Origin of the sequence: Pseudomonas sp. NFPP12, assembly GCF_900103205.1 — a bacterium.
Taxonomy (GTDB): domain Bacteria; phylum Pseudomonadota; class Gammaproteobacteria; order Pseudomonadales; family Pseudomonadaceae; genus Aquipseudomonas; species Aquipseudomonas protegens.
Map to the genome: position 1 here is coordinate 197,778 of NZ_FMWW01000002.1, position 14,731 is coordinate 212,508.

General features: G+C 61.2%; 11 protein-coding genes. 5 read left to right on the plus strand and 6 right to left on the minus strand.

Annotation, left to right across the window (positions count from 1 at the left end):
- Window positions 1-5: 5 nt before the first annotated feature.
- The 4 genes from pheA to mtnA all read right to left on the minus strand — a co-directional run bounded on the left by pheA (window position 6) and on the right by mtnA (window position 6,350).
- Entirely contained in the window at window positions 6-1,100 is a 1,095-nt protein-coding gene (gene pheA / locus BLS75_RS08440; RefSeq protein ID WP_072450645.1) for a prephenate dehydratase, read from the minus strand.
- The gene (gene serC / locus BLS75_RS08445) at window positions 1,100-2,185 is read right to left on the minus strand and encodes a 3-phosphoserine/phosphohydroxythreonine transaminase (protein ID WP_072450984.1); all 1,086 of its coding nucleotides are present in this window, start codon (window positions 2,183-2,185) and stop codon (window positions 1,100-1,102) included. The genes pheA and serC overlap by 1 nt, the downstream gene beginning before the upstream one ends.
- A 64-nt stretch (window positions 2,186-2,249) precedes the next feature.
- Complete coding sequence (gene gyrA / locus BLS75_RS08450) at window positions 2,250-4,919, minus strand: DNA gyrase subunit A (RefSeq protein ID WP_011062585.1); 2,670 nt, start codon at window positions 4,917-4,919, stop codon at window positions 2,250-2,252.
- A 354-nt stretch (window positions 4,920-5,273) separates the two neighbouring features.
- Window positions 5,274-6,350 carry an S-methyl-5-thioribose-1-phosphate isomerase gene (gene mtnA, locus BLS75_RS08455; protein WP_072450646.1) on the minus strand — a complete coding sequence of 359 codons (1,077 nt, stop codon included), beginning with the start codon at window positions 6,348-6,350 and terminating at the stop codon, window positions 5,274-5,276.
- A 109-nt stretch (window positions 6,351-6,459) separates the two neighbouring features.
- On the opposite strand from mtnA, the gene BLS75_RS08460 reads away from it, so the two are divergent.
- The 5 genes from BLS75_RS08460 (at window position 6,460) to BLS75_RS08480 (ending at window position 11,321) form a co-directional block, all read left to right on the plus strand.
- Window positions 6,460-7,791: a TRZ/ATZ family hydrolase gene (locus tag BLS75_RS08460; RefSeq protein ID WP_072450647.1), complete on the plus strand. Its 1,332-nt coding sequence runs from the start codon at window positions 6,460-6,462 to the stop codon at window positions 7,789-7,791.
- A gap of 62 nt (window positions 7,792-7,853) precedes the next feature.
- Window positions 7,854-8,552: a bifunctional 2-polyprenyl-6-hydroxyphenol methylase/3-demethylubiquinol 3-O-methyltransferase UbiG gene (gene ubiG, locus BLS75_RS08465; RefSeq protein ID WP_011062588.1), complete on the plus strand. Its 699-nt coding sequence runs from the start codon at window positions 7,854-7,856 to the stop codon at window positions 8,550-8,552.
- Between the two features lie 3 nt (window positions 8,553-8,555).
- Window positions 8,556-9,227: an N-acetylmuramic acid 6-phosphate phosphatase MupP gene (gene mupP / locus BLS75_RS08470; protein WP_011062589.1), complete on the plus strand. Its 672-nt coding sequence runs from the start codon at window positions 8,556-8,558 to the stop codon at window positions 9,225-9,227.
- Window positions 9,228-9,283: 56 nt separating this feature from the next.
- Window positions 9,284-10,024, plus strand: coding sequence for a YciK family oxidoreductase (locus tag BLS75_RS08475; RefSeq protein ID WP_072450648.1), 741 nt, complete (start codon window positions 9,284-9,286; stop codon window positions 10,022-10,024).
- Window positions 10,025-10,394: 370 nt separating this feature from the next.
- A complete protein-coding gene (locus BLS75_RS08480; RefSeq protein ID WP_011062590.1) occupies window positions 10,395-11,321 on the plus strand; it encodes a GGDEF domain-containing protein in 927 nt (308 codons plus the stop codon).
- Between the two features lie 96 nt (window positions 11,322-11,417).
- Here the strand turns inward: BLS75_RS08480 and BLS75_RS08485 are convergent, their stop codons facing one another.
- Window positions 11,418-12,203, minus strand: a complete 786-nt coding sequence (locus BLS75_RS08485; protein WP_015636578.1) for an iron-containing redox enzyme family protein — start codon at window positions 12,201-12,203, stop codon at window positions 11,418-11,420.
- A gap of 44 nt (window positions 12,204-12,247) precedes the next feature.
- A complete protein-coding gene (locus BLS75_RS08490; RefSeq protein ID WP_041119425.1) occupies window positions 12,248-14,707 on the minus strand; it encodes an EAL domain-containing protein in 2,460 nt (819 codons plus the stop codon).
- Between the last annotated feature and the right edge of the window lie 24 nt (window positions 14,708-14,731).

Below are 14,731 nucleotides of genomic sequence, written 5' to 3' on the forward strand. Positions count from 1 at the left end.
AAGCCTCAGAGAACCGCTTTCGGGTAGGAACCCAGCACCTTGAGTGCTACTGCTTCCTGACTGATCTTTTCCAGCACACCCTTGACCAACGGATCACGGTGGTGGCCGACGAAGTCGATGAAGAACACATAGGTCCATTTGCCACTGCGCGAAGGTCGGGTCTCGATTCGAGTCAAGTCGATGCCATTGTCGTGGAATGGCACTAACAGCTCGTGCAAGGCACCGGGCTTGTTGCTCATGGACACGATGATCGAGGTCTTGTCGTCGCCGGTCGGCGGCACTTCCTGATTACCGATCATCAAAAAGCGCGTGGAGTTGTCCGGACGATCCTCGATTTTCTCTGCCAGGCGCGTCAGGCCATACAGGCCTGCCGCCATGTCGCCGGCGATCGCCGCCGAATTCCACTCGCCCTTGACCCGCTTGGCCGCCTCGGCGTTGCTGGACACCGCCACGCGCTCGACATTCGGGTAATGGGCGTCCAGCCACTTGCGGCACTGGGCCAGGGACTGGGCATGGGAATAGATGCGACTGATGCTGTCGGTCTTGGTGTTCTCGCCCACCAGCAGATGATGGTGAATGCGCAGTTCGACTTCACCGCAGATCACTATGTCGTGCTCGAGGAAGCTGTCGAGAGTGTGGTTCACCGCACCCTCGGTGGAGTTTTCCACCGGCACCACGCCGAAGTTCACGGCGCCGGCCGCCACTTCACGGAACACCTCGTCGATCGCCGCCATCGGCTTGCTGATCACCGCATGACCGAAGTGCTTCATGGCCGCGGCTTGGGTGAAGGTACCTTCAGGACCGAGGTAGGCCACTTTCAATGGCTGCTCCAGGGCCAGGCACGAAGACATGATTTCGCGGAACAAGCGCGCCATCTCTTCATTGCCCAGCGGCCCCTGGTTGCGCTCCATCACCCGCTTGAGCACCTGGGCTTCACGCTCGGGACGATAGAACACCGGCACTTCGCCTTCGGCGAGGGAGCCCATCTTGACCCGCGCCACTTCCTGGGCACAGCGCGCGCGCTCACTGATCAGTTCCAGGACCTTCTCGTCCAGGGCGTCAATACGCAAGCGCAGGGCCTTGAGTTCTTGCTCAGACATCAGCCGTGTTCCTTCTCGAACTCCGCCATGTAGGCCACCAGCGCATTGACTGCGTTGATGTCCACGGCGTTGTAGATGGAAGCGCGCATGCCACCCACCGAGCGGTGGCCCTTGAGGTTCAACAGGCCGCGAGCCTCGGCGCCCACCAGGAACGGTTTGTCCAGGCGATCGTCGGCCAGACGGAACGGTACGTTCATCCAGGAGCGGTCGGTCTTGTTGATCGGGTTGCTGTACAGGCCGCTGGCGTCGATGAACTCATACAGCGTGCGCTGCTTGACCTCATTGAGCTTGGCGATGGCTTCCACCCCACCCTGCTCCTTGAGCCATTCGAACACCAGGCCGGACAAGTACCAGGCCAGGGTCGGCGGTGTGTTGTACATCGAGCCGTTGTCCGCCGCGACCTTGTAGTCGAGCATGGTCGGGCACAGCGAACGGGCACGCCCCAGCAGGTCTTCGCGAATGATGTTCACCAGGATGCCGCTGGGGCCGATATTCTTCTGCGCGCCAGCGTAGATCATGCCGAAACGGGAGATATCCACAGGGCGCGAGAGGATGTCGGACGACATGTCGGCCACCAGGGGAACGTCGCCGGTTTCCGGGATCCAGTTGAATTCCAGGCCGCCAATGGTTTCGTTCGGCGCGTAGTGCACGTAGGCCGCATCTTGCGACAGCTGCCATTCATTCTGGCCGGGAATTGCGAAATAGTCGTAAGGCTTGGCAGTGGCCGCCACATTCACCTGCCCGTAGCGGGAGGCTTCTTCAATGGCTTTCTGCGACCAGATACCGGTGTCGACATAGTCGGCCTTGCCACCCTCGGGCAGCAGGTTCAGTGGGATCTGGGCAAATTGCTGGCTGGCGCCGCCTTGCAGAAACAGCACTTTATAGTTCGAGGGGATATTCAGCAGATCACGCAGATCCTGCTCGGCCTTGGTGGCAATGGAAACGAACTCATCGCTGCGATGGCTCATTTCCATGACCGACAGGCCCTTGCCATGCCAATCCAGCAATTCGGCCTGGGCACGCAACAGGACAGCTTCAGGTAGCGCAGCGGGACCTGCGCAGAAGTTATAGGCTCGTTTGCTCACATCCACTCTCGCTATGCATTCACGGTAGCGGACAGAGCAAACACTCTGCCCTGCTACGATTTATTTAGTCTTGCGACTCTTCTTCGCCTGCGGCGTCTGCCTGTTGGCCTTCGGCTGCCTCATCGGTATCGGCAACCGCATCCAGCACGGCTCCCTCGAATTCAGCACCCTCTTCACCTTCGAACTCTTCGCCCTCGATTTCCGATGGCTCCTGCACCCGCTCCAGGCCCACCAGGGTTTCATCGCTGGCCAGCTTGATCAGGGTCACTCCTTGAGTGTTACGGCCCAGGCTCGACACTTCGTCGACACGAGTACGCACCAGGGTGCCCTGATCGGAAATCAGCATGATCTCCTCACCATCCAGCACCTGCACCGCGCCAACCAGGCGACCGTTACGCTCGTTGCTGACCATGGCGATAACGCCCTGGCCGCCACGCTTGTACTCGGGGAACTCGCCAATGGCGGTACGCTTGCCGAAACCACGCTCGGAGGCGGTGAGGATCTGGCTGCCTTCTTCCGGAATCAGCATGGAAATCAGCTTCTGACCTTCCGCCAGGCGCATGCCGCGCACACCGCGAGCGGTACGGCCCATGGCGCGCACGTCGGACTCCTTGAAGCGAGTGACCTTGCCTCCGTCGGAGAACAGCATGACTTCACGCTCGCCATCGGTGATGGCGGCACTGATCAGCACGTCGCCTTCGTCCAGCTCCAGGGCGATCAGGCCCACGCTGCGCTGACGGCTGAAGGACTCCAGCGGGGTCTTCTTCACGGTGCCGTTGGCGGTCGCCATGAAGATGTAGTGACCTTCGGTGTACTCCTCTACCGGCAGCATGGTGGTGATGTATTCACCCTCATCCAGCGGTAGCAGGTTGACCAGCGGACGACCGCGTGCGGCACGGGATGCTTCAGGAATTTCATAAGTCTTCAGCCAGTACACCTTGCCCTTGCTGGAGAACAGCAGCAGCGTGGTGTGGCTGTTGGCAACCAGCAGGTGAGCGATGTAGTCCTCATCCTTGACGCCTGTGGCCGACTTGCCTTTACCGCCACGACGCTGGGCCTGGTAGGCAGCCAGCGGCTGGGTCTTGGCGTAGCCGCCGTGGGAAATGGTCACCACACGCTCTTCTTCCGGGATCATGTCACCCAGGGTCAGGTCGAGGCGGGCATCGAGAATCTCGGTGCGGCGCACGTCGCCGTATTCGGCGCGGATCACTTCCAGCTCTTCGCGGATCACTTCCATCAGGCGCGTGGCGCTATTGAGGATGCGGATCAGCTCGCCGATCTGGTTGAGGATCTCCTGGTACTCGGCCAGCAGCTTTTCGTGCTCCAGGCCAGTCAGGCGGTGCAGGCGCAACTCCAGAATGGCTTGTGCCTGTTCCGGGGACAGGAAGTACTTGCCGTCGCGCAGACCGTATTGCGGATCAAGGTTTTCCGGGCGGCAGGAATCCGCACCGGCACGCTCGACCATGGTCATGACCGCGCTGGACTCCCAAGGGGTGCTGATCAGCGCTTCCTTGGCTTCCGACGGCGTCGGCGAGGCCTTGATCAGGGCGATCACCGGATCGATGTTGGACAGGGCAACGGCCTGGCCTTCAAGGATGTGGCCACGCTCACGAGCCTTGCGCAGCTCGAACACGGTACGCCGGGTAACGACTTCACGACGGTGACGAACGAAGGCTTCCAGCAGATCCTTGAGATTGAGGATCCGCGGACGGCCGTCGATCAGCGCCACGATGTTGATGCCGAACACTGCTTGCAGCTGGGTCTGGGCGTAGAGGTTATTGAGGATCACCTCAGGCACTTCGCCACGACGCAGCTCGATCACGACGCGCATACCGTCCTTGTCGGACTCATCGCGCAGTTCAGTGATGCCTTCGAGTTTCTTCTCTTTCACCAGCTCGGCGATCTTCTCGATCAACCGCGCCTTGTTCAGTTGGTAAGGCAGCTCGGTGATGACGATCTGTTGGCGGCCGCCAACCTTGTCGATGTCTTCGATGATCGAGCGGGCACGCATATAGATGCGGCCACGGCCGGTGCGATAGGCCTCGATGATGCCTTCGCGACCGTTGATGATCGCCGCGGTCGGGAAATCCGGGCCGGGGATGTACTGCATCAGCTCGTCGACAGTCAGCTCGGGATTGTCGATCAGCGCCAGGCAACCATCGATGACTTCACCGAGGTTGTGCGGCGGAATGTTGGTCGCCATGCCCACGGCGATACCGCTGGAACCGTTGACCAGCAGGTTGGGGATCTTGGTCGGCATGACCGCCGGGATCATCTCGGTGCCGTCGTAGTTCGGCACCCAGTCCACGGTTTCCTTGTGCAGGTCGGCCAGCAGCTCGTGCGCCAGCTTGGTCATGCGAACTTCGGTGTATCGCATGGCCGCCGCGTTGTCGCCGTCGACCGAACCGAAGTTACCCTGGCCGTCTACCAGCAGGTAGCGCAGGGAGAATGGCTGGGCCATACGAACGATGGTGTCGTACACCGCGGTATCACCGTGCGGGTGATACTTACCGATCACGTCACCGACAACACGGGCAGATTTCTTGTACGGCTTGTTCCAGTCGTTACCGAGCTCGCTCATCGCGTACAGCACACGCCGGTGCACGGGCTTCAAGCCATCGCGCGCATCAGGCAGTGCCCGCCCGACGATTACGCTCATCGCGTAGTCGAGGTAGGACTGTTTCAGCTCGTCTTCGATATTGACCGGGAGGATTTCTTTGGCCAGTTCGCCCATGAGAAGCCTGATTCCTTTTTCTGGTGAAACTTCGTCACATCCATATGGGACGAACGAAGCTCGCCGCTGCAGGCCTAGTGCCATGCACCGACTTACGACAAATCAACAAGTTATGCCATGGATTTGCGCAGTGAAGGCAGCCGCGTCGGACCACCTTGGAAACCGCCGGATGTTATCACAATCGCCGCCACGCACCTATCCCCCTGACGCGCATGGAGCATAGTTAGTTGACCGGTGACAGCCTGATAAGAGACGAGAGGGGCTCAGAGGCCAAATTCGCACATAATTAAGCGCTTTTTTCTGAGCTGACAGCTTTCCCGGGAAGCCGGCACTGACGACTTGCCCGGACACTCGTCAGTGCAAGCGCTTGCGGCACATCAATTGAGCCATCTTGGCCGTGTCCGGCCGCTCGACAACGCCCTTCTCGGTGACGATGGCATCGATCAGGTCCGCTGGCGTGACATCGAACAGCGGATTGAAGCCTTCTACTCCCTCCCCCATGCGCTTGCCCGCGATCTCCAGCAACTCCTCGCCCGCCCGCTCTGCCAAGGGAATGTCATCACCGCTGGCAAGGCTCATGTCGATGCTCGAACTGGGCGCCACCACCATGAAGCGAACACCGTGGTGCATGGCATTGACCGCCAGCTGGTAAGTGCCAATCTGGTTCGCTACATCGCCATTGGCAGTGATGCGGTCCGCCCCCACCACGACCCAGGTCACGCCCTTGGTCTTCATGATGTGCGCGGCGGCTGCATCGACATTTACCGTTACCGGAATGCCTTCGCTGGCCAGCTCCCAGGCCGTCAGGCGCGAACCCTGCAACCAGGGCCGGGTTTCATCGGCGTAGACCCGCTCCACCATACCTTCCAGCCAGGCCGCGCGAATCACCCCCAGGGCCGTGCCAAAACCACCGGTGGCCAGGGCGCCGGTATTGCTGTGAGTCAACAGGGCCTGGGGGTTGCCCTGATGCCGCCGGATCAGGTCCACACCCAACTGAGCCATGGTCAGGTTGGCTTCGCGATCGCTCTCATGAATGGCCAGGGCTTCAGCTTCCAGCGCTGCCAACGGATCAGCATGTTCCCTGACCCGCTCCAGGCGCTCGCGCATGCGATTGAGCGCCCAGGACAGATTCACCGCCGCAGGAGCGGCATCCGCCAGCAAGGTGAAATCCTGTTCCAGCGCCGTAAACCAGTCGCCACCTGCGACAGATCGTCCTCGCGCCGCCAGAACCAGGCCGTAGGCAGCACTGATGCCAATGGCCGGCGCCCCACAGACCACCATCGAGCGAATCGCCTCGGCCACTCCAGCGGCGCTGTCATAGGCAATCCAGGACTCCTCGAAAGGCAAGGCCCGCTGATCGAGCAGGTACAGAGTGCTATCCCGCCATTCAATGGCCCTGACTTTCTCCGCAGCCAACAGACGATCGCGCATCCCTCACCCCGCACTCATGAACAAAAGCCGCCGATTATAGCGATCCCCCTGCCAGGACGCTCGGGTATACTTCGCCATCCTTTTATATAAAGCCCTGGACCGATATTCGATGCCGAACCGCGACATTGCGCTCGACCTGCTGCTGCTCCCGACCTGGCTGGTGCCGGTGGAGCCGGCCGGCGTCGTCCTCAGGGAACACGGCCTGGGCATTCGTGACGGGCACATCGTGTTCATCGGCCCACGCACCGAGGCCTTGAAGTATCGCGCCACGGAAATCCGCGAACTGCCCGACACTCTGCTCACCCCGGGCCTGATCAACGCCCACGGGCACGCCGCCATGACCCTGTTTCGTGGCCTGGCCGATGACCTGCCGCTGATGACCTGGCTGGAAAAGCACATCTGGCCAGCCGAAGCCAAGTGGGTGGATGAAGCCTTCGTCCGCGACGGCACCGACCTGGCCATCGCCGAGCAGATCAAGGGTGGCATCACCTGTTTCTCGGATATGTACTTCTTCCCGAAGGTTGCCAGTGAGCGGGTGCACAACAGCGGCATGCGAGCACAGGTCGCCATCCCCATTCTCGACTTCCCGATTCCCGGTGCCCAGGATGCCGACGAAGCCATCCGCCAGGGCGTAGAGCTGTTCGGCGATCTCAAGCACCATCCGCGGATCAACATCACCTTCGGCCCTCATGCACCCTACACCGTTGGCGACAAGAACCTGGAAAAAATCCGGATCATTGCCGAAGAACTCGACGCTGCGATCCACATGCATGTGCATGAGACCGCCCACGAGGTGCAGCAATCCGTGGAACAGCACGGTGAGCGACCACTGGCGCGCCTGGCTCGCCTGGGCCTGCTGGGACCACGCTTCCAGGCCGTTCATATGACCCAAATCAGCGATGACGACCTGGCTTTACTGGTAGAAACCAACACCAGCGTCATTCACTGCCCGGAATCCAACCTGAAACTGGCCAGCGGCTTCTGCCCTGTAGAACGCCTGTGGCAGGCCGGAGTCAACGTGGCGGTAGGCACCGATGGCGCCGCCAGCAACAACGACCTGGACCTGCTGGGGGAAACCCGTACCGCCGCGCTGCTGGCCAAGGCCGTGGCCGGGTCGGCTACCGCCCTGGATGCCCATCGCGCACTGCGCATGGCTACCCTCAACGGCGCCAGGGCCATGGGCCTGGAAAGCCAAATGGGCTCCCTGGAGATCGGCAAGGCCGCAGACCTGACAGCCTTCGACCTGTCCGGTCTGGCCCAGCAGCCGATCTACGACCCGGTGTCGCAACTGATCTACGCCACCGGCCGAGACTGCGTGAAACATGTATGGGTCGCCGGCAAGCAACTGCTGGATGACCGACGCCTGACCCGCCTGGACGAGCATCAGCTGGGCGCTACCGCCCGCGACTGGGCCCGGCGCATCAGCGGCCACCACCCATAACCCGGGCCTTGAGCACAGGCTCGAGGCCCGACAGAGAATTTTCTAGCTTTGGAGCACTACCCATGAGCAACGTCGACCACGCTGAAATCGCCAAATTCGAAGCCCTGGCCCATCGCTGGTGGGACCGTGAAAGCGAGTTCAAGCCCCTGCACGACATCAACCCCCTGCGGGTAAACTGGATCGACGAACGGGTCGGCCTGGCGGGCAAGAAAGTCCTCGACGTCGGTTGCGGCGGCGGCATCCTCAGCGAAGCCATGGCCCAGCGCGGCGCTACCGTGACCGGCATCGACATGGGCGAGGCCCCGCTGGCCGTGGCGCAATTGCACCAGTTGGAATCCGGCGTCAACGTCGAGTACCGGCAGATCACTGCCGAGGCCCTGGCCGAGGAAATGCCCGAGCAATTCGACGTGGTCACCTGCCTGGAAATGCTCGAGCACGTGCCGGACCCTTCGTCGGTGATTCGCGCCTGCTTCCGCATGGTCAAGCCCGGTGGCCAGGTGTTCTTCTCCACCATCAACCGCAACCCCAAGGCCTACCTGTTCGCCATTATCGGCGCTGAATACATCATGAAGCTGCTGCCGCGCGGCACCCACGACTTCAAGAAGTTCATCCGCCCATCCGAGCTCGGTGCCTGGAGCCGCTCTGCCGGCCTGACCGTCAAGGACATCATCGGCCTGACCTACAACCCGCTGACCAAGCACTACAAGCTGGCCCCGGACGTGGACGTCAACTACATGATCCAGACCCTGCGAGAGGAGTAAGACATGGCTATCAGAGCCGTTCTCTTCGACATGGATGGCACCCTGCTCGATACCGCTCCGGACTTCATCGCGGTGTGCCAGGGCATGCGCCGTGATCGCGGCCTGCCGCCCATCGCCGACCAGCACATTCGCGACGAGATCTCCGGCGGCGCCCGCGCCATGGTGGCGGTGACCTTCTCCATGGACCCCGAGTCCCCGGGCTTCGAGGAACTGCGCCTGGAGTTTCTCGAGCGCTACCTCAAGCATTGCGCCGTGCACAGCAAGCTCTTCGACGGCATGGCCGAGCTGCTGGCAGATATCGAAAAGGCCCACCTGGTCTGGGGCGTGGTCACCAACAAGCCGCTGCGCTTCGCCGAGCCGATCATGCAGCAACTGGGGCTGGCCGAGCGCTCGGCACTGCTGATCTGCCCTGACCACGTGAAGAACAGCAAGCCCGACCCCGAACCGCTGATCCTGGCGTGCAAGATGCTCGACCTGGCCCCGTCCAGCGTGCTGTTTGTCGGCGATGACCTGCGCGATATCGAATCCGGCCGCGATGCGGGCACCAGGACCGCTGCGGTGACCTATGGCTATATCCATCCGGACGACAACCCACGGCACTGGGGCGCCGACGTGGTGGTCAGTCACCCGCTGGAACTGCGCCAGGTTCTGGACAACGCGCTGTGCAGCTGCTGAGCAGCGGCATGCCCGGCTAAGCGCCGGGGACGATCCAATTTCTGTTGAGGCCTTTTATGTTTGATTATTCCGCTCGCCCAGAACTGCTCAAGGACCGGATCATTCTGGTCACCGGCGCCGGTCGTGGCATCGGCGCCGCCGCCGCCAAGACCTTTGCCGCTCATGGCGCCACCGTGCTGCTGCTGGGCAAGACCGAAGCCAACCTGACCGAGGTCTACGACGCCATCGAGGCGGCCGGCCATCCGCAGCCGGCGGTAATCCCGTTCAACCTGGAAACCGCCCTGCCGCACCAGTACGACGAACTGGCGGCCATGATCGAAACCGAGTTCGGCCACCTCGACGGCCTGTTGCACAACGCCTCGATCATCGGCCCGCGCACGCCTCTGGAGCAGCTCTCCGGGGAGAATTTCATGCGTGTGATGCAGGTCAACGTCAACGCCATGTTCATGCTTACCAGCACCCTGCTGCCCCTGCTCAAGCTGTCCCAGGATGCATCGGTGGTCTTCACCTCCAGCAGCGTTGGCCGCAAGGGCCGGGCTTACTGGGGCGCCTACGGCGTGTCGAAGTTCGCCACCGAAGGCTTGATGCAGACCCTGGCCGACGAGCTGGACACCGTGGCTCCGGTGCGTGCCAACAGCATCAACCCAGGCGCCACCCGCACCAGCATGCGGGCCCAGGCCTACCCGGGAGAAAACCCCAGCAACAATCCGACCCCGGAAGAAATCATGCCGGTCTATCTGTACCTGATGGGGCCGGACAGCACCGGGATCAACGGTCAAGCCTTCGACGCGCAGTAATACCCCCTCCCGTTCGTCGCGACGGAATACCGTCGCGACGCCTCGGCAATGCCTACCCCGCGTAGGTTTCAAGCCAAACAAATGTCATTTTTGACGACAGCCTTTTTACGCCGAAACCCAAGCTACTGAATCCAAACAAGTTTTCCCAATATGAACCGAATGGCACGAGTTTCGCTCTAACGACACTCAATACACAGTGCATTGACGCTGTGGAAAACGGCTTGCGCTGAGGGCTTTATAGCCACAGGCGAGACGGCCTAAAATATGCGCGTTGTCCTACGGGACTGATGGAACAGTATGACGCGCAGCTCTGAGCCGCTCTCACCCAGGCAGTTAGACCGTACACAGTGCTCAGGGGGCTCAAGCTCAGATGAAAACACCGACCCAGACCAACGCAATTGACTTCGATAGCGCCAAATTGCAACGCCTGGGCTTTGGCCAGCAGTCGCCACTGATCAAGCAGCCCATCAGCCTCGCCCAGTTGCGCCAGCAACTGGGCCTGCAGCTGCAGACCAGCCTTGAACCGCAACGCATCCTGGGCCTGTTCTTTCGTGAGGTTCAGCGCCTGGTCCCCCTGGATGCCCTGCAGTACCAGCACACTCCGAGCGACCTGCGCCTGGAGTTCGGCCAGCGCGGCCATCACTCCATCAGCTACAGCCTGAGCCACGAAGGCGAACCGATGGGCGAGCTGGTCTTTCGCCGCAACCAGCGCTTCAGCGAATCAGAACAGGGCTCCCTGGAATCGCTGCTCTCGACCCTGCTGTACCCGATGCGCAATGCCCTGCTGTATCGCGCCGCCACTCGCAGTGCCCTGCGGGATCCGCTGACTGATACCGGCAATCGCATCGCCATGGACCAGACCCTGCAACGGGAAATCGAAATGGCCCGTCGTCACCTGCTTCCACTGTCGCTGCTGATGCTGGACATCGATCATTTCAAGCGCATCAACGACAACCACGGCCACAGCGCCGGCGATCAAGTGCTCAAGGCCGTTGCCGCGGCAATCAAGGGGCAATTGCGCAATGTCGACATGGTGTTTCGCTTTGGCGGGGAAGAGTTCTTGATCCTGCTGTCCAACACCGGGCGCGAAGCCGCGGCGATGGTGGGCGAGCGTCTGCGCCATGCCGCCCAGGCCCAGGACTACCGGGCCGATGGTCAGCCGATCGAACTTACCGTAAGCCTGGGGTGTTCGACTCTGCTACCGGGAGAATCCGCAGAAAGCCTGTTGCGACGCGCCGACAGCGCGCTGTACGTGGCCAAGCGCGAAGGGCGCAACCGCCTGGCAATGGCGGGCTGAGCACAAGGTAGCGCCCTGCCCCATTGATGCACGGGCAACTTCATCACCCCACACGTCCAGCGTGCGCGGCAATCGAAGCGCCCGACATTCCCTGACTCAGCCTTCGGCCAGTGCCAGGCGCTCGCGGGTCACCGCAGTCTTTTCCTGCTGCATGCAGCGTTCCAGGAACAGGTACATATAGTCATAGCTCTTGCAGATGGCCTGACGCAGCTCGACCTGCAGGGCCTTGCTCGGGTTCAGCCCTGCCAGGGTGACGATGATTTCCAGCGCTTCCCAGGGATGGGCGTCGTCGTACTGGGCATGCATCTTCAGCCACTTCATGGCACGTTTGCGATCCTCTTCCGGGAACGCCGCGGCATAGATGCCGTTGGAACACACCAGCGCCGACCACTCGCCCGTGGCCCCTTCAATGGCGTAGTTGGTGGCGGCAATGGCCACGATCAGGGAATCGGCAGAACTGGTATGCCAGCACCAATGGCTCAAGGCATGCAGCTCTGGCGGTACTTGCTGGGCCTGCAGGTCTTCCAGGGTCACGCCATGGGCCCGGCTCCAGTGCACCCAGTAATCGGCATGATTGAGCTCGACCCGGATATTGCGCATTAGCCAACGACGCGCCATGTCTTCGCCGGGATGGCGGGCAAAACGGGTCTTGGTCAGGTTTTGCGCCATGTACAGGGCGAACTGTTCAACCACCGGCCAGCCGCCAATCAGATACTGACGCATGACTTTGGCACTGAGTTTGTTATCGCGCATGCGCTGGTACAGCTCATGCTCCACGACGCGGCGCTTGCTCTCGCTGCAGTCCTGGATCAATTGCTGGGTCCAGGCGGGGTAACTGGCAGCTTCCATGAGCGGGCCGGTTCGGCTGAATGTGTCGATCACTGTCGGGCTCCTTTTGATTGTGATGTACGGATCCAAAAGAGGTTTCAACGGAACGTACCGGGCGCCTTGAACAACAGTGGCTGTGGTCTCACGGGTCGACACTGCAGGCTGTCACAGGTGAACAATTGCGGGCGTTCAATAATGTAGCCTTGAGCATAATCCACGCCGATCTCAAGCAATGCCTGCTCGATCTGCGGTGTTTCAACAAACTCGGCAATCGTGCGCTTACCCATGACATGCCCGATGTGGTTGATCACTTCGACCATGGCGCGGTTAATCGGGTCGTCCAGCATATCCTTTACGAAACTTCCATCGATCTTGAGGAAGTCTACAGGCAAATGTTTGAGATAAGCGAACGACGACATTCCCGCACAAAAATCATCCAGGGAAAAATGGCAGCCTAAGCCCTTGAGTTCATTTATGAAACGAATGGCACTGCCCAAATTGGCAATCGCACTGGTTTCAGTAATTTCAAAACAGATCAACTTTGGCGGTACGCCATAGACGACAAACTGCTCGCGCAAGAAGTCGAGAAACGCATCATCACCGATGGTGATACCCGACAGGTTGATGGCGCACATTGCCATTGGCCCTTCACGGCCTTCGGCAATGCATTGGGCAATGATCTTGAATACGTTCTGTACCACCCAACGGTCCAGAGAGGTCATCAGGCCGTAGCGCTCCGCCGCCGGAATGAAGCTGTCCGGCAGAATCATCCGGCCCGCCTCGTCATGCAGGCGCAACAGAATCTCCACATGCCCGCCGCCACGCTCGACATGCCCCAGGGCGGTGATCTCCTGCGAATAGAGGCAGAAGCGGTTTTCCTCCAGCGCCATGTGCAGACGCTGGACCCAGGCCATCTCGCCAAAGCGCAGCGACAGCTCGGAATCGTCGGCATGGTAGACCTGCACCCGGTTACGTCCCTTTTCCTTGGCCATGTAGCAGGCCATGTCCGCCGCTCTCAGCGAGGCTTCGAGGGTGGTCGGGGTCTGGGCGATGTGCACCAGGCCGATACTCACGGTGGTCACGAAGGGCCGGCCTTTCCAGACGAAATGCAGATTCTGCACGGTCTGGCGCAGCCCCTCGGCAATCTTCTCCGCGGCCTCTGGCGAGCAATTTTCCAGGAGGATGCCGAACTCGTCCCCACCCAGCCGTGCCAGGGTGTCGCCTTCGCGCAGGCCCGATTGCAGCAGCGCGCAGATATGCCGCAGCAGCTCGTCCCCGGCAGCATGGCCACAGGTGTCATTGACCAGCTTGAACTGATCCAGATCGAGGAACATCAGCGCATGCCGTGCCGGCTGGCGAATCAGGCTGTGCAGGGCCTGCTCCAGGCGGAACTCGAACTCCCGGCGATTGGCCAGGCCGGTCAGGGCGTCATGGGTCGCCTGCCAGGAGAGGTTGGCGATGTATTGCCGTTCCTGGGTCATGTCGTGCAGCACCAGCACCGTGCCGCTGACCTTGCCGGCATTGCGGATCGGCGCCCCCACCAGGGTCACCGAGACCGTGCTGCCGTCCAGACGCTGGATCAGTTTGGAATGCTCGCTGCCGCCGCTGAGCTGACCGCTGAGGATGTGCTCGATGAGGGTAAAACCGTCAGCCTGGGCATTTTCATCCAGCAGGTTGAACAAGGCTGCCAGGGGCAACCCCACTGCCTGCTCGGCCTTCCAGCGAGTCAGGTCCTCTGCCGCCGGGTTCATGTAGGCGATAGCACCTTCGACGTCGGTGGTGATCACCCCGTCGCCGATGGACTGCAGGGTGATCTGCGCCCGCTCCTTTTCCAGTTGCAGCGCGTCGGCAAAGGCATGGCGCTGGGCCAGCAGTTTGTGCGTGCGCAGCAGGGCCAGGGCAATCAGCACCAGCGCGGTTGCCAGGTTGGTCACCAGCAACAGCCGCAAGATCACCCGCGAACCCTCGCCCAAGGCATCGCTGAAGGCCTTGGCAGCGGGAGTGACGCCGTCATTGATGGCGAAAATCTGACTCTTCCAGCGCTGCACGTCGCCTTCGCTGGCGCTGTTGCTGCCGATCCTCTGGTGCATCTCCCGGGCCACGGTGTCCAGTTGCAACAGGTATCCGTCCCCCACGGTCCACAGATCGATGGCCTTTTCCAGGTAGCTGAAATGACGGAAGTTGAGGTACAGCCAGATCAGGCTGGAGACATCGTCCGGGTGATTGCCGCCCTTGAGGATGCCCAGGCGTGCGGCCTCCAGATCCGGTGGCTGGTGATCCAGGGCAACCCGCAACTCATGCCCGCCCTGGGGCACGGCAATTGCGTTCTGGTACTTGAGGAAAGTGCCTTCGTCGCGGCTGTCGGCATACAGATTGAGGTAGTAGATGGCATCTTTCTGGCCCTTGGACCAGAGGCTTTCACCTGCCACATAGCCCCGTACCGCCGACAGTACGTACAGGCTGAGGCCGCCCAACAGCGCTTGAAATAACACCACGGCGATGAAGGGCCAGACGATGCCCAACAAGCGCGGCGTTGTGAAAGTCCGCTTTTGCTTCATGAGGGTCCTTGCTTGCGCACAGCC